The 16,759-nt window shown below is 46.0% G+C and carries 9 protein-coding genes and 1 tRNA gene; 8 read left to right on the forward strand and 2 right to left on the reverse strand.

Going from position 1 to position 16,759, the window contains the following annotated elements; genetic code table 11:
- The 8 genes from VGD82_RS01885 to VGD82_RS01920 all read left to right on the forward strand — a co-directional run.
- Positions 1-5,168 (forward strand): type I secretion C-terminal target domain-containing protein (locus tag VGD82_RS01885; RefSeq protein ID WP_331018775.1); only part of this gene is annotated, 5,168 nt, incomplete at its 5' end.
- 509 nt (positions 5,169-5,677) lie between these two features.
- Positions 5,678-7,588: a TolC family outer membrane protein gene (locus VGD82_RS01890; RefSeq protein WP_331018776.1), complete on the forward strand. Its 1,911-nt coding sequence runs from the start codon at positions 5,678-5,680 to the stop codon at positions 7,586-7,588.
- A 294-nt stretch (positions 7,589-7,882) separates the two neighbouring features.
- Positions 7,883-7,969, forward strand: a tRNA-Leu gene (locus VGD82_RS01895).
- A 226-nt stretch (positions 7,970-8,195) separates the two neighbouring features.
- The gene (locus tag VGD82_RS01900) at positions 8,196-9,338 is read left to right on the forward strand and encodes an efflux RND transporter periplasmic adaptor subunit (protein WP_331018777.1); all 1,143 of its coding nucleotides are present in this window, start codon (positions 8,196-8,198) and stop codon (positions 9,336-9,338) included.
- A gap of 3 nt (positions 9,339-9,341) precedes the next feature.
- On the forward strand, positions 9,342-10,070 hold the full coding sequence (locus VGD82_RS01905; protein WP_331018778.1) for an ABC transporter ATP-binding protein: 729 nt from the start codon (positions 9,342-9,344) through the stop codon (positions 10,068-10,070).
- On the forward strand, positions 10,057-11,265 hold the full coding sequence (locus VGD82_RS01910) for an ABC transporter permease (RefSeq protein WP_331018779.1): 1,209 nt from the start codon (positions 10,057-10,059) through the stop codon (positions 11,263-11,265). Before VGD82_RS01905 ends, VGD82_RS01910 begins: the two co-directional genes overlap by 14 nt.
- Before the next feature lie 62 nt (positions 11,266-11,327).
- Positions 11,328-12,530 (forward strand): ABC transporter permease, encoded by a 1,203-nt coding sequence (locus tag VGD82_RS01915; RefSeq protein WP_331018780.1) that lies wholly within the window; start codon positions 11,328-11,330, stop codon positions 12,528-12,530.
- Between the two features lie 123 nt (positions 12,531-12,653).
- Entirely contained in the window at positions 12,654-14,462 is a 1,809-nt protein-coding gene (locus tag VGD82_RS01920; RefSeq protein WP_331018781.1) for a GGDEF domain-containing protein, read from the forward strand.
- 23 nt (positions 14,463-14,485) lie between these two features.
- Here VGD82_RS01920 and VGD82_RS01925 read toward each other — a convergent pair whose 3' ends face one another.
- A complete protein-coding gene (locus tag VGD82_RS01925; protein WP_331019271.1) occupies positions 14,486-14,860 on the reverse strand; it encodes a DUF779 domain-containing protein in 375 nt (124 codons plus the stop codon).
- A gap of 110 nt (positions 14,861-14,970) precedes the next feature.
- Entirely contained in the window at positions 14,971-16,491 is a 1,521-nt protein-coding gene (locus tag VGD82_RS01930; protein ID WP_331018782.1) for an aldehyde dehydrogenase family protein, read from the reverse strand.
- Positions 16,492-16,759 lie beyond the last annotated feature (268 nt).

The raw sequence follows: 16,759 nt of genomic DNA on the forward strand, positions 1-16,759 counted from the left end.
GTTTAACCTTCAGCATCCCAGTGGCTGGCAGCGACTTAGTGGCTGACCCAGACCACGTGATCGATGCTTCTGTGAGCACCACTGATGCAGCTGGCAACACCGCGACCGCAAGTGACACCGAAGGCTACAGCGTAGATAGCACATTACCTACTATCGCCAACCAAACCTTCTCTTATGCAGAAAACCGCGCCGCTGGCACCACCGTTGCCACGGTCGTCGCATCAGACAACGTCGGCGTGACTGGCTACAGCTTTACCGCCACTGGCACCAACACCAGCGCTGATGGTTACTACCAAATCAGCAACACTGGCGTGATCACCATCACGGCGGCTGGTGCAGCCTCTGGCGTCAACGACTTTGAACAAGGCACGAATACTGGCAACTACGGCATCACGGTACGTGACGCGGCTGGCAACAACAGCAGCGCGACGATTACGCTGAACGAGACCGATTTGGACGACACCAACCCAGTGATCGCCAACCAAACCTTCTCTTATGCAGAAAACCGCGCCGCTGGCACCACCGTTGCCACGGTCGTCGCATCAGACAACGTCGGCGTCACTGGCTACAGCTTTACCGCCACTGGCACCAACACCAGCGCTGATGGTTACTACCAAATCAGCAACACCGGCGTGATCACCATCACGGCGGCTGGTGCAGCCTCTGGCGTCAACGACTTTGAACAAGGCACGAATACTGGCAACTACGGCATCACGGTACGTGACGCGGCTGGCAACAACAGCAGCGCGACCATTACCCTGAACGAGACAAACGTGAATGACAACGCGCCAGTCCTTGACCTAGATGCAAATAATTCCACAACAAGCGGTGCGAATTTTGTTACTAGCTATACTGAAAATGGTGTAGGCATTTCTGTTGCAGATACTGACATTGCAATCACTGATGTTGACTCTACTAATTTAGTGAGTGCAGTGATTACATTAACCAATATGCAAGCTGGCGATGTACTTGCTGCAGGTGTTTTACCAGCTGGAATTACTAGTAGCATCGTAGGTAATCTAGTGACATTAAGCGGTAACGCAACTTTGGCTAATTACCAAACAGCAATTCGTGCGATTACTTTTGCAAACACCAGTGACGCGCCAAATACAACCCCGAGAAATATTACTGTGGTTGTTAATGATGGATTTGCGAACTCTAATACGGCTACAACCACTATTAATGTGATTGCTGTGAATGACGCACCTGTGGGTATCGCTGATGTGTTTAACGGCGCTAACAGTGTGGTAGAAGGGACGACGGTTGTTCGTGGTAATGTGTTGGCGAATGATACGGATGTTGATTCGCCACTTGCTAATTTGACAGTAGCTCAATTTGCAACAAATAGCGGTTCTACTGCCACTACAGCAAATGGTTCTAATGCAATTACAACGGCGCTTGGTGGCACTGTGGTTATGAATGCTAATGGTACATTTACCTACACAGCACCAGTGCGTAACCATGGGGATGCAACACTTGATGTGGATAGTTTTGTCTACCGTGCAACAGATGGCAGTTTAAACTCTGCATGGACCACGGTCACTATTAACGTAACCGACAGCCAACTACTTGCTAATAGCGATACCGATAGTGTTGGTATTGGAGGTAGCACTACCGGTAATGTTTTAACAGGAGCAGGCGGCGCTACAGCAGATAGCCTTGGGGCTGATGCGCCTGTGGTGATTACCAATGTTACCATCGTCGGTGCATTGTCTAATACACTTGGTGCGGGTAATGTCCGTACTATTGTCACCAATAACGGTACTTTGGTGATTGATCAAGATGATGGTAACTACACCTATACTTCTTCATTGTCTAATCGCCAAGTGGTAGCAGGTACAGGTAATAATACTCAGGCTGTTTGGACATCTGCAGGAATTAGTACCTATGGTTTTGATGGATCAAGTCCACAAACTGGATCTAATTTAAATCTGTCTAGCCTAACTGCTTCTGCGGCAGGGTTTGTAAGGCATCGTGATAATAGCGGAACAAATAATGACGGTTTGGGTGTCGAGTCTTCTGCAGGTAGTTCAAACAATAACCGAATTGAGAGTGGTGAGCATCTGGTGTTAGACTTAGGTGCTGGTTTTGGTACTACTTCCGCCAGTGTGACACTTACAGATTTAAGTAATGGCGAGACTGCAACATGGCGTGCTTATGATGTGAACGGTAACTTTGTTGCAACTGGCACCATTGGTGGGACCAGTGGGAACAACAATATTCAAACAGGTGTAATTTCTGCAGGTGCCGCGTTCAGATATATACAATTTACATCATCGGGTGCTACCTATCGTATTGATGGGCTAACTGCCACTCAAGATTTAAGTAGCATAACGCCAGATGCCTTTACTTATACGATAGCCGATGCAGACGGTAGTGTATCTTCTGCAACGCTGACTGTAACCACCGACTCGACAGTGACAGCTGTTGCAGACAATGCCACCGTATACGAGGCGGCATTAGCCACTGGTACACAGCCAACGCTGACGTCAGAAGCAGTCACTGGCAACTTACTTGCAAACGATACAGGTGTCAGTGGTACAACCCAAATTACTAGCGTTAACGGCACTTCACCAGTCAGTGGAGTCATTACTATCAGCAATTCAATCGGTACTTTAACGGTATATACTCAGGCCACTGGTGGATTTGCTAAAGGGGACTATGTTTACACCTTAAACTCTGCAACCACACAAGGGGTGAACGACGCGCCAAGCTTTAACTATGTATTGACTAATACCTTTAACGGTCAAACCACTAACTCAACGTTAAATATCAATATTGTGGACGATGCACCGGTACGTATAGGTGATATCTCACAAACGCTGACTTCGCCTTCACTCACTACCTATAACTTGGTATTGGTGATCGATCGCTCAGGCAGTATGGCGTTTGACGCAGCAGGGCGTGCATCAACTGACCCGCTATTTGATGCAGCCAGTGCACGTATGCTGATTGCTAAAAATGCGTTAGCAGAGTTGGTGAATAAATTTGATGGCTTGGGTAACGTTAACGTCAAGATTGTAGATTTCTCTTCGGATGCTACCGAGACTAATTGGTATATCGATGATACGACCGGAGCAATTAACTACATTAATAATATTCAACCCACAGGTGGTACACAGTACACCACGGCATTGAATGAGCTGATGACTGGTTACACTCAGCCACCAGCTGATAAGACCTTGATCTACTTTGTGACCGATGGTGACCCAAACTCTGGCTTCGGACTGACTACGACTTCGACACCAACTATCGCGCAGTGGGAGAACTTTGTACAAAACACTTCAGCAACTGGTAACACCTCACCTTCTATTGCCTTCGGTGTGGGTATCGGTCCGTCAGTGAGCCTGACTAACTTGTTGCCAATTGCTTATCCAAATAACGATACTGATCCGGTCGATGGTCAGGAGGATTACGCAATTCGCGTCGTGAATCCATCCGACTTAGCAGCCTCATTGCTGGCTACCGTAGATGGTGGTTTGGTGGCAGGTACGCTTTCTGTGGTGTCCGGTGCTGGCAGTACCACTGGCTTCCTGCTGGGTGCGGATGGCGGCAGCGTCCAAAGCATCTTGGTGGACGGTGTCACTTATAATTATGTCTCCGGTGGCCCAACCAATATCACCATTAACACCAATAAAGGTGGCCAATTAGAGGTGGATTGGATTACAAGCACTTACACATACAGCTTGGTGGTGAATGCAACTATCCAAAACCAACAAGAGGTATTTGTCGTAACGGCCGTAGACGGTGATGGCGATTTAGCTAATCTTAATCTGGTGATTAACTTGGATTACATTGCCAACTTAGATGCCAACCGTGACACTATTCTGACTAATGTGACTGCTGGTACGCCAATTAACATAAGCTCAGCCTTGTTGCTTCACAATGATACATTAGTTAACGGCATAGGTACGATTACCGGTACTAGCAACGCAGTGAATGGTACTGTTGGTGGTACTAGCAATATCGTGTTTAACCCAAGTGCAACTACGGCTAAAACCATACAGGTGGAAACCGAGACATTGTTGAGTGGTAGCGTGTATGACAATACTTCGTATGCGATGAATAACGTGCGTGAGAATGCGGTGGACTTAACTGATAGAACGCGCTACGGCACAGTGTTGCCAGGTGGTCAAGCATGGGCGGTAGATGTAGCAGGCAAAACCCAAGTCTTCAGCGGTCGTATTGCTAATACCTCTACGGTGAAAGATATTGATTACGTGAAGGTGAGATTGTTTGCGGGCGAGCGTATCTTTATTGATGTCGATAACCAGTCACAAAATATGATAGGTGCTGTAGAGTATATTAATAGCGCAGGCACATTGGTTAGTACAACTTTAGCAACAGTGAGTGGTGCTCCTAATGCTTACTTTATAGCGCCTGTCGATGGTGAATATTATATTCGCGTTGAATCTTCAGCCGCTGGCACAGCTGCTAGCACTGATTACAACTTGTTGATTACTTTGGATCAGATCAGCGGTGCAACCGATGAGCATGGCCAGTTTGACTACACGCTGAGTTCAGGTAGCGGTACAGCCGGTGCTACGGCAGATATCTACTCAGTAGCTGGTACTACTATCCGTGGTGGTGATGTTGATGAGGTCATTATTGGCGGCAATACAAACGACACTCTGTATGGTAATGGTGGTAACGATGCAATCTCTGGTGGAGGTGGTAATGACACCATTTATGGTGGCAATGGCGCTGATCGTCTAGATGGTGGTCAGGGCAATGATGTGTTAGATGGCGGCGCTGGTAACGATATCTTAATCGGCGGTGCAGGTAATGATATCCTGACCGGTGGTGCTGGTAGCGACACCTTTGTTTGGCATTTGGCTGATAGCGGCACAGTGGGTGTACCAGCTAGCGATACAATTACTGACTTCAATACCGCCGCTAATGTAGATAAGTTGGACTTGCGTGATTTGTTGCAGGGTGAGACTGCAGTAGGTGTGGGTGCTAATCTAGAAGACTATCTGCATTTTGAAAAAGTGGGTACTGATACAGTGGTGCATATTAGTAGCAACGGTAGTTTCAATAATGGCTATAACCCAGCAGCTGAAGTACAAACGATTACATTACAGAATGTTGATTTGATTGGAACCAATACAACTGACCAGCAAATCATTCAAAATCTGATTAATAATCAAAAATTAATTACGGATTAATCATTCGATCATACCAATATTAATTTAACTGTTTCAAGTTAAGACCTTTGGTGGCATCTCGTCACTAAAGGTCTTTTTATTTAATTGATGCTTGTCGAAATATCATCACATTAATTTCATCCCTATTAAATCCGGCATGATTAAAAATCATTTAAAGTGTCAATAAGTAGACACTTTTTTATCAAGACTCTCGTTGTTGCTGTATTATTTTCAGCGACTTATCGTCATTAAATACTGCTTGCTCAAGAAAAATATCACATGGATGTGCATTGTAAATTTTTGTAATGTGTTTAAGTAACATCATGTAAATGATTGATAATCATCATTCTATTATGTAACATCTGCGCTTTAATCAGTGCTTTATAAGCTCATTGAAATGAACCGGTTTAAACTTCTGATTACTAATCTGGTATATTTTTTGCTGATGCACCTGTTGATATCGTTTTATTAAGTGCATGTTGCAGACGCTAATTAAAAATTAGAAAGCGTTTTAGGATTCGGAGAGTGATTTGAGTAAACAGTTTAAATATAAATTAAGTTATTTGTTCTTGCTCGGCTTGAGCACATTAGTAACTAATGTTGTGCATGCCGCAGAACCTTTAATTAGCTTAAAAGATATGGTTGAAAAAACAATCACTTCAAATCCTGAGGTTCAAGCTAGATATCACAAGTTTTTAGAAGCAGGCTACGAGCAAGAGACCGTTCGTGGCGGCTTTTTGCCTAAGGCAGACCTTGTTTCTACCTACCGTAACCAAGAGGAGCTGGTCAAAAATACAAGCAATACGCAAATTCCACGTATGAATAATGAGTTGGTGCTAAGGCAAATGATTTTTGACGGCTTTGCAACCAGCAATGAAGTTAAACGTTTGGGTCATGCTAGTAGAGTTCGCTATTTTGAGCTGCAAAGCGCCATGCAAAGCACCACACTAGAATTTGTGCGTGCGTACTTGGATACACTGCGTTACCAAGAGTTAATTCAATACGCAAAAGACAACTATGTAATACATAAACAATTATTTGATCGTATTCAAGAGCGTGTGAATGCTGGTGTTGCCCGTAAAGTTGACTTGGAGCAGGCAAGTGGCCGTTTGGCATTGGCCGAGGCTAACTTACTCACTGAAACGACTAATTTGCACGACGTGACAGCTAGGTTGCAGAGGCTATATGGTGAGCTGCCGCCAGCCACATTAGAAGCGCCGACATTATTTAATGCCAATTTGGAGCCAAGCCCAGAAGCTGCACTTAAAGTGGCATACAGACAAAACCCGGACTTGTTATCAACCATTGAGGATATCCAAGCCAAAAAGAACGAGATTAAAACCAACGAGTCTCGCTACTATCCTCAGTTGAATTTACAAGCGCGTAAAAATTTAGGCACAAGCTCTGATGGGCGCTACAGTAATAGTGCTGCTGACCTGCTTGAATTAACCATGAATTTTAACTTGTTTAATGGTTTCTCTGATAAAAATTCAGTGAACACCGCAGCGCAAAAGCTTAATGGCGCGCATGATCAGCGTGATAAAGCGTGTATTGATACACGTCAGATAGTCACCGTTGCTTACAATGATGTGAAGCAGCTAACTGAGCAGCAAATTTACCGAAGCAAACACAAAACATCAATTGAGAATGCGCGTGAGGCTTACCGTAAACAGTACGATATTGGTCAGCGCACGCTATTGGATTTATTGGACTCTGAGAACGAATATTTTCAGGCTAAGCGCAGTTTGACTAATACCGAGTATGACTTGCAGTTAGCACATGCAAGAACCTATGCAGGCCAAGGCGAGTTGCTCAATAAAATAGGGGCGCAACGAGGTAATTTGCCTGAATATGCACGTGAAGACTACTTGGATAACGAAAATGTTTGCCAAGCTTTAGCGCCCGTACAAATTCAAATCGATAAAGCCGCATTGGTGGCAGATGCTAAACCATTGGCTAATATTTACCCATCAATGGCTAAACCGGTAACGCCTGTTGCAACACCAGTAGTGGCACCTGCGGCCGCACCAACTTGTAATGTGCAGACAATTACAGACCGTGTGAATGACTGGGCTAGTTCTTGGCGTCAAAAAGATGCAGATCGCTATTTCAGATTCTATGCGGATAAATTCGCACCAGAAGCGCCGTTAGATAGAGCTGCATGGGAAAAGCAACGCCGTCAGCGTTTAAGCACTAATGGCAAAATTGGCTTAAAGATTGAAGATTTACAAGTGAGTTGTGATGGTGATACCGGTAAAGCTATATTCAAACAGGCATACACCTTAACCACCTTTAAAATTAAAAAAGTGGCAGATACCTCTTGTGAAGTTTGCAATATGCAGCGTACGCCAACCATTGCTTATCAAGACAGTGCGAACAAAGAATTACAGTTCCAAAATGAAAGTAGTGATTGGAAAATTATCCGCGAGCTAGTGAAATAACATATCCAATAACTTTAACTTGCTTAAATCACTTGGTTTGAAGTTATTTATTTGCAGTAATTTGGAAGTAAAGCAGCAACACAATAAAAGCGCATCCTAATGCTATTAGCGGTGCGCTTTAATTTTTTGAGTATATTGGGCGTGGCTGAGCGGGGTTTTTTGGTGTTGCGAGTGCAAAAAACCGATTGAAAATGCAAATGTAGAAAAATAATTAAAAAATGATGAAATAGTTTTGCAATATTTTCAGTAATTGTTATAGAATACGCACCGTTGTTTGATCTACACCTTCCATCCGCCCGGGTGGTGAAATTGGTAGACACAAGAGACTTAAAATCTCTCGCGCGTAAGCGTGTGCCGGTTCGACTCCGGCCCCGGGCACCAAAGTTTTTTTCCGATTTAAATCACTTATCTAGCAAATATTTTTGCAAAGCTTTTTGTTAGATTTGTATTCTTGAAGTTACTCCCTGATTGATATTGCTTAGTCGTACAGCTAAGTCTAGAATGAAGTTGACTTAGCGTGGTTATCTGCGCGTATTCGTGTTTTACACTATTTGTGCGGTAAGCTTGATTAAGTCACCGTTTCTTACGTTTAACAGCAAGAGGGTCAATGCGGCGCATTCTGATATCGATTGGATTTATCCTGTTGGTTGGGGCTGGCGCTTGGTATTTTACAAAGCCGAAGCCGCTACCCGTCACTCTTTTTGTTGTACAGCCTGGGCTAGTTGAGTCCAGCGTTTCCAATACACGAGCCGGCTCAGTTGAGGCTTGCTTGCGTACCCGCTTATCTCCAATCATCGGTGGTCGTATCGCGTACCTAGGCGTTAAAAAGGGCGACCATGTTAAAAAAGGGCAAGTGCTTATTCAATTGTGGAATGAGGATCAGCAAGCCCAAAGTGCGTTGGCACTCAAGCAAGTAGATAGCGCACGCAAGCGTGTTGGTGAGGTGTGTATCTTGGCTGACAATGCCGAGAGAGAGGCTGCGCGCAGCACACAACTCCGGCAACGCGGTTTTATTTCCGAGTCTGCAGAAGAAAAATCACGTTCAGAGGCAAGGTCACGCCGTGCAGCATGTTTATCCATTAAGACTGAGATTGCTCAGGCGCAGGCGAGATTAAAGTTGGCTCAGGTGGAGCAGAACAGAACTGTACTGGCTGCGCCATTTGATGGTGTGGTTGCTGATATCGTTGGAGAATTAGGTGAGTACACGACACCTTCACCTCCAGGTGTTGCTACGCCACCGGCAATAGATTTAATTGATAGTTCATGCCTTTACGTACAAGTGCCGATGGATGAAGTGGATGCCCCTAAAATTAAGCTGGGACAACCTGCACGCATAGTGCTGGATGCTTTACCAGGCAAAACCTTGTTGGGCCATGTTAAGCGTGTGGCGCCTTATGTAGTTGCGGTGGAAAAACAGGCCCGTACGATTGATGTTGATGTTGCATTGGATAACGCCGCGGATATCAAGCAGTTATTAGTGGGTTACAGCGCTGATGTTGAGGTGGTTTTAGACCATCGTGACCAAGTACTCAGGGTTCCAACTTCAGCATTGCTGGAGGGCGGAAGGGTGCTACTTTATCAAGATAAAACCAGAAAACTGGAAGCGCGTGCGGTAAAAACAGGTATTGCTAATTGGCAATATACTGAGATATTAGGCGGGCTTAACAAAGGTGATCGGATTGTGACCTCTGTAGATCGTGAGGGGGTGCAAGCCGGTGCTTTAGTCAGCGTGGAGTTGTCGGAGGAGTAAGTTATGGCTGAGGCCGACACTCTTATCAGTCTAACGCATATTGGCCGCACTTTTTATTTAGGTGATGCTCAGGTACACGCTTTGCGTGATATTAATCTTAACGTCATGCAGGGTGAGTATATTGCGGTGATGGGGCCGTCAGGCTCTGGTAAATCTACGTTGCTGAACGTGTTGGGCTTGTTAGATCGTGCAGATACTGGCGTGTATCATTTAGCTGGGCGCGACGTCACTACACTTGCTGCCGATGAGCAGGCGCGTGTGCGCAGTGAGCATGTTGGTTTTATTTTCCAGAGTTTTCATTTAGTACCAAGGTTAACTGCCTCAGCCAATATTGAGCTGCCACTGATGCTTGCCGGCATCAACCCCGATGAACGTGCTAGGCGAGTAAAGCAAGTGCTGCATGATTATGGTTTAGATGCACGCGCTGAACATAGGCCCAATGAGCTATCTGGCGGCCAGCGGCAACGTGTGGCGATTGCGCGCGCTACCATTATGCAGCCAACCTTACTGCTGGCAGACGAGCCTACCGGTAACTTGGATAAAGTGACGGGCGAGGAGGTGGTGGCTCTGCTTGAAGCATTAAATGCACAGGGCATGACCTTGATTGTGGTAACGCATGATCAGGCACTAGGTGCGCGCGCGCGCAGGCAAGTCAAAATGGATGATGGTGCGATTGTGAGCGATACGGCAGCTAGTCTTACTCTTGGGGCAACATACGATGAGATTCCTTGATGCATTACGTTTTGCCGGTTATGCCGCCATAGGTTCGCCAGTACGTACTGTGTTGCTGGCCTTGGCAATGGCGATAGGGGTTGCCTCCGTGGTGGTGTTAACGGCGTTGGGCGATGGGGCAAGGCGTTATGTGGTGGATGAGTTCTCTTCTATCGGTACCAATTTAGCGATTGTTTTGCCAGGGCGCTCGGAAACTCGTGGATTTAACCCTGCAAACTTGGTAACGAGTACACCGCGGGATTTAACGGTTAACGATGCCGAAGCTTTGCTGAGGCTGGCAGGCGTTAAACGGGTGTCTCCTCTGGTAGTGGCAACAACCGAAGTTAAGGCATTCGGAAAGCTGCGTGAATCTATCTTAATCGGCACTAATGCCGATTATATCCAGCTACGTAATCTTAAGTTGTCACTGGGGCGCTTTCTTACAAACACCGAGTTTGGTGGCGGCTCACCAGAGGTAGTGTTAGGTGCGGTGGTACGCACCGAACTATTTGGCACTGATAACCCGATTGGTAAAAGTGTGCGTATTAGCGACAGAAAATATCGGGTGGTAGGTGTATTGGCTGAAGGCGGCCGCGGTATGGGAATTACTAGTAATGATGTAGTGATTGTGCCTATCAATACTGCACAGGCGATGTTAAATACCAATACCTTGTTCCGCATTTTAATTGAAGCGCATAGCCGCGAACAGATTAACCCTGTGAAGTCGCGCGTGTTAAAGACTATTATTGCCCGGCATGAAGGTGAAGAGGATATTACCGTCATTGCACAAGATGCCGTGTTGCAAACTTTCGATAAGATTTTAAACGTGCTAACTCTGGGCATTGCCGGTATCGCTGCAATCAGCTTAGCGGTTGCCGGCATATTGGTGATGAATGTCATGCTGGTTTCGGTGACGCAGCGCACGGCTGAAATTGGCTTATTAAAAGCGCTGGGGGCAACTACCTCAGCAGTGCAGCAGTTGTTTCTGTTTGAGGCATTATTGCTTTCTGTGGCTGGTGCAGTTGTCGGGGTGGGGTTTGGTTATCTGGGGGCTGCGGTTTTACGTTATTTATATCCTGTGTTTCCTGCCTATCCACCGCTATGGTCAGTGTTAGCAGGTTTAGGCACTGCCTTAGTTTCTGGCTTGGTATTTGGAGTAATGCCAGCTAGAAATGCCGCCAAACTGGATGCGATTCAGGCGCTATCCAGAAAATAATGGTGATTTAGCCGCGCGTGTTCACCAATGCGATTGCGAAAGCGTTTACTACTAGAGCATATATGTTAATTAGAGATTCTATACGGTTTGCTATGCATGCCATTAGTGCGCATCGGTTACGTAGCTTTTTAACCATGCTAGGCATTGCTGTGGGTATATGGTCTGTGATTTTATTGACCTCTATTGGCGAAGGCATGCACTGCTATGTGTTGGCGGAGTTTACCCAGTTTGGCACCAATGTGATTGCGATTGCACCCGGAAAAATCAAAACTGGCGGGCAGGCCCCGGCAGGCATTCCATCCACGGCACGCTTGCTTACCATGGAAGATGCGTTAGCGCTTAAACAGTTGCCCAATGTGACTGGCGCAACACCTACGGTATGGGGTAACTCTGAGCTAGCCGCCAATGGCCGCTTACGGCGCTCCACGGTGTATGGGGTTGATGCGGACTTTACTCGGGTTTTTAGTTCTTCAATACGTATCGGTAGCTTTTTACCTGCAGCCAACATGGGAGATTCACGCGCTGTGATTGTGCTTGGCAGTAAGTTGCGAGAGGAGCTGTTTGGCCACCAGAACCCATTAGGTGCTCGCGTTAAAATCGGCGGTCTGCATTTTCGCGTAATTGGTGTAATGGCGCCTAAAGGCCAGTTTCTCGGTATTGATCTTGATGACACGGCATTTATCCCCACCGAGCGTGCATTGGAGTTATACAACCGTGAGGGCTTGATGGAAATTCATGTGATTTACCAAGAAGGCGTAGCCTCCACGAGCGTTGCTAACGCAGTGAAGTCTTTGCTGAAGCTACGTCATGGGGCTGAGGATTTCACCGTAACCACACAGGAGGATATGCTGAACACACTGTCCAATATACTCAATATATTAACGATGGCGGTGGGTGCACTGGGCGGCATCTCATTACTGGTAGGGGGCGTAGGCATTGTCACGATTATGACTATCGCCGTGAGTGAGCGTACCAATGAAATCGGTTTGATGATGGCACTGGGCGCACAGCGTGCTACGGTGCTGTTTTTGTTCTTAGGTGAGTCTGTTGCACTGGCTGCATTAGGCGGTGTGTGTGGCCTGTTGTTTGGTGTTGTGACCGCGCAGCTGTTGCAATTTTTATTGCCAGCTTTGCCGGTGCATACGCCGTGGAGTTTCGCCATTATTTCACTTTTAATCTCTGTAGCAATAGGCCTGTTGGCCGGCGTAATGCCGGCCAGAAGCGCATCAATGTTAGATCCAATTAACGCCTTAAGGGCGGAGTAGATAGGTGAAAATATCTCGCGTATAAATGGTGGCTATCAGCTTATAATAATACGCTGGGTCCACAAGTTAACTGATTGATATTGCGGCAGTAGTGTTTGCAACATAATGAATAGACAATAAACGATGGAACAAAAAAACTCTCCTATTGAAGCTGCTCGCCAGACCTTGATACAACTGATGCAACGCAAGTTGCCACCAACCCCTGATCACTTTCGCAGTGTTTACGACGAAATCATGGGGGTTAAGTCGATAGACCAATCCGCAGAGTTAGGCAAAACACTAGAAAAAGTGCTCCAGCAAGCCGGTAAGCAAAAACCAAAATATATTGCGGTTGCACAAGCGCTTAACCCGCTCATCGAAAAAGGGGATTGGCCTAAAGTAGAAGAGCAGCTAACCAAGCTTTTTCCATCTAGCGCCACCAGTGCTAATGTGGAAGAGGCTAACTGGTCCAACGTTATTCGTAACTTACTGAAGCAGCTAGAAGTTAGCCATAAAGGCGTGACCTTAAGCCGCAAAAAAGAGGGTTTGAGTAAGGTGCTGGTTAACTTTGCCAGTGACTCGGACGTACTCGCGCAAAAGATTCAGGCGTTAGTGAACTCATGGGGCTTAAGCGGCACTGCTGATGCAGTGATGTCATCAGATGCCGCTGTTGATGTTGGTACTGCGGCTAGCGTGACAACACAGGTTACGTCTGCAAACTCTGTGGCTGGATCTAGCCAATGGCGTGACATGTTGTTACGAGCATTTGAGCTGTCGATTATTCCCAATTTAGCCGCCACACCAGACTTACACCAAAAAGCAGTCAGCTTGCTTGACCGCATGCAAAAAGCAAGCAATGAGCAAAGCTTAATGATCTGTGCTGCAGATTTAAAATCTATTTTATTATCGCTAGAGATGCAACGCGATCAGCAAAGCCGCATCCATGAGTCATTATTGCAGTTGCTACGCTTGGTGCTTTCGAGCATGGGTGAGATGGTGCAGGCAGAAGATCAATGGCTTTACGCACAAACTACGGTCATTAGTGACATTGTGTCTAAGCCTGTTAATCTAAACACGCTATACGATGCTGAAAGCAGCTTGAAAGAGCTGGTATATAAGCAAGCCCAGCTGAAGCCGGCGCTTACCGAAGCAAAAGACACCCTGAAGAAAATGGTGACCACTTTTGTTGATAGGCTGGTGGAAATGACAGAAAGCACGAGCGATTATCACGACAAGATTGAAGCTTATCAGCAAAAGATTGCCACCACCGATAACATTGGTGAACTGAACGTGTTGCTTAATAGCATTCTGGATGACACACGCTCGATTGGTTTAACGGTACAGCGTACGCGTGATGAGTTTATGAATAGCCAGAAACAGGCGCTCGCCGCAGAAAAACGTATCCAGGAACTGACTGCTGAGCTGGATTATATTGGGCAGGTAGCGCATCAGGACTATTTAACCGGTGCATTAAATCGGCGCGGAATGGATGAGGCGCTGGAGCGCGAGTTTAGCCGTGCGGATCGTCACAACACGACCTTATGTGTTGCAATGCTGGATATTGACCACTTTAAAAAACTTAATGATACGCTCGGTCATGCAACAGGTGACGAGGCCTTGACGCATTTGGTTAAAGTGCTGAAAGATGTCTTGCGTACAACGGATGTACTGGCACGTTACGGCGGTGAAGAATTTATTATTATCTTGCCTGCAACGCCGCAAGATGAAGCAGTGAAAGTGATTACACGCGTACAGCGCGAGCTCACTAAAAGCTTTTTTATGCATAACAATGAGCGTGTGCTGATTACCTTTAGTGCTGGCGTTGCTGAGCGCGTAGGTAATGAAACGCCTGAGGTGCTAATACCGCGGGCTGACGCCTCACTGTATAAAGCAAAGCATAGCGGACGTAATCGGGTAATTGGTTCTGAGAATTTGCCTGAGAGCTTGGTTTAAGCTTTCATACAACAGCTAGGCCATTAGTAGCCGTAACGTACGACGGGTGGCAGTTGCTTTAGCTCCTCATCGTTGTATAAACGACCGCGTGTAATAAAGGCCTGACCTGATCCGCAATCCAAAGAAAATGAGCCGCTAGACCCTGGCACCGCATCTAGTATCGTGTGCGTGTTTTCTGCGAACGAGAAATGGCTATCACCCATATAGAAAATAGCACCTGCTAATTCGCCAAGCACCACATCAGAGGGGCTGGGTCTAAATTCATTGGCGGGCATACATAGTGGGCCGCTACCTTCGCAGCAACCACCGGATTGGAAAAAAATAATAGGGCCATGTGCAAGTGTGAGCTGCTCAATCAGCGCAAGTGCTGATGGTGTGGCGGAGATGCGGTCTGTCATCATAAACCCCTGAAAAAAAGAGGCGGGTTAGCCGCCTCTTTGTTTTAATCAATTAACGTGCCTATTATTGTAGATAACAGGCATGTTAAAGACTAGCGATAAGCGCAATATTAGAAGAAGCCTAATTTTTTAGCGTTATAGCTTACTAAAAGATTCTTAGTTTGTTGGTAGTGATCTAACATCATTTTGTGAGTTTCACGACCAATACCAGACTCTTTATAGCCACCAAACGCAGCATGCGCAGGGTAGGCATGGTAACAGTTAGTCCAAACGCGGCCAGCTTTGATGCCACGGCCCATGCGGTAAGCGCGGCTACCATCACGTGACCATACACCAGAACCTAAGCCAAACACGGTGTCATTAGCAATCGCCAATGCTTCGGCCTCATCTTTAAAGGTAGTAACAGCGAGCACTGGGCCAAAAATTTCTTCTTGGAAAATACGCATTTTGTTATTGCCTTTGAACAAGGTTGGTTTTACGTAGTAACCATCAGCCAAAGCGCCTGTTAGGTGATTACGCTCGCCGCCGATAAGCAGTTGCGCGCCTTCTTGTTTACCAATATCCATGTAAGACATGATTTTATTGATTTGATCTTCAGAAGCTTGTGCGCCGATCATTGTGTTAGGGTCAAGTGGATTGCCTTGTTTGATTGCAGCGACTCGAGGTAATACGCGCTCCATAAACTTGTCATACACAGACTCTTGAATCAGTGCGCGTGACGGACAGGTACAGACTTCACCTTGGTTAAAGGCAAATAACACTAAGCCTTCAACTGCTTTATCAAAGAAGTCATCGTCAGCTAATGCGATATCTTCAAAGAAGATGTTAGGTGATTTACCACCTAGTTCCAATGTTGCTGGAATCAAGTTGCCCGCAGCAGCTTGTGCAATCACGCGGCCAGTTGCGGTTGAGCCTGTAAATGCAATTTTCGCAATACGGCGGCTGTTGGCTAAAGGTGCACCTACTTCACGACCGTAACCATTCACAATGTTAATCACACCTGGAGGCAAGATATCAGCAATCACTTCCATTAAAATCAACAGGCTGATAGGTGTGAATTCAGCGGGCTTCATCACTACACAGTTACCTGCAGCAACTGCTGGTGCTAGTTTCCAAGCAGCCATTAAAATTGGGAAGTTCCAAGGGATAATCTGACCAACAACACCTAATGGCTCATGGAAATGGTAGGCCACTGTGGTTTCATCAATTTCACTCAAGCTACCTTCTTGCGCACGTAGGCAGCCGGCGAAGTAGCGGAAATGGTCAATTGCTAATGGAATATCTGCATTTACGGTTTCGCGAATTGGTTTACCGTTATCAACCGTTTCAGCGGTAGCAATCATTTCTAAGTTTGCTTCTAAGCGATCAGCAATTTTTAATAGTAAGTTGGCACGTTGTGCTGGAGGTGTGCGAGCCCAGCCATCTGCAGCTGCGTGTGCCGCATCTAGTGCGAGTTCAACATCTTCAGCGCCAGAGCGGGCTGCTTTTGTGTAAGGTTTGCCAGTAATCGGCGTAATCACATCAAAATACTCGCCTTTGACAGGAGCTACCCATTTGCCACCGATAAAATTATCGTATTTGGTTTTGTAAGGTATTGTGACACCAAGACCTTTTAATAAATCTAAACTCATACCAACTCCTATAGTTTTTCTCTCGTTAATATAGTAATTCTTATTGTCTACCCGCTATTCTTCGTCAAGAAACTTTAAAAAGGGTTAATCCCGCTAAAGTGCTTGTAAATAAACGAGTTTTGTAACACCGCCACTCCAAAACAATAACGCTAAGGCGCAAGCAAATCAAGCATTAGTCGATTGCATTTATAAAATTAATGAATTTATGGAGAGATAAATCCATAATTTTTATCTTCAATAATTTTGGTGATTAATTTAGCTTTTGTAT

It is taken from the genome of Methylotenera sp. (assembly GCF_036401095.1).
Lineage (GTDB): Bacteria > Pseudomonadota > Gammaproteobacteria > Burkholderiales > Methylophilaceae > Methylotenera.

What these genes read in the sequence shown, in the direction of transcription:
- VGD82_RS01900 (WP_331018777.1), top strand. Translation starts at nt 8,196, where the DNA reads ATGCGGCGCATTCTGATATCGATTGGATTTATCCTGTTGGTTGGGGCT.
- VGD82_RS01905 (WP_331018778.1), top strand. Translation starts at nt 9,342, where the DNA reads ATGGCTGAGGCCGACACTCTTATCAGTCTAACGCATATTGGCCGCACT.
- VGD82_RS01910 (WP_331018779.1), top strand. Translation starts at nt 10,057, where the DNA reads ATGAGATTCCTTGATGCATTACGTTTTGCCGGTTATGCCGCCATAGGT.
- VGD82_RS01915 (WP_331018780.1), top strand. Translation starts at nt 11,328, where the DNA reads ATGTTAATTAGAGATTCTATACGGTTTGCTATGCATGCCATTAGTGCG.
- VGD82_RS01920 (WP_331018781.1), top strand. Translation starts at nt 12,654, where the DNA reads ATGGAACAAAAAAACTCTCCTATTGAAGCTGCTCGCCAGACCTTGATA.
- VGD82_RS01925 (WP_331019271.1), bottom strand. Translation starts at nt 14,860, where the DNA reads ATGACAGACCGCATCTCCGCCACACCATCAGCACTTGCGCTGATTGAG.
- VGD82_RS01930 (WP_331018782.1), bottom strand. Translation starts at nt 16,491, where the DNA reads ATGAGTTTAGATTTATTAAAAGGTCTTGGTGTCACAATACCTTACAAA.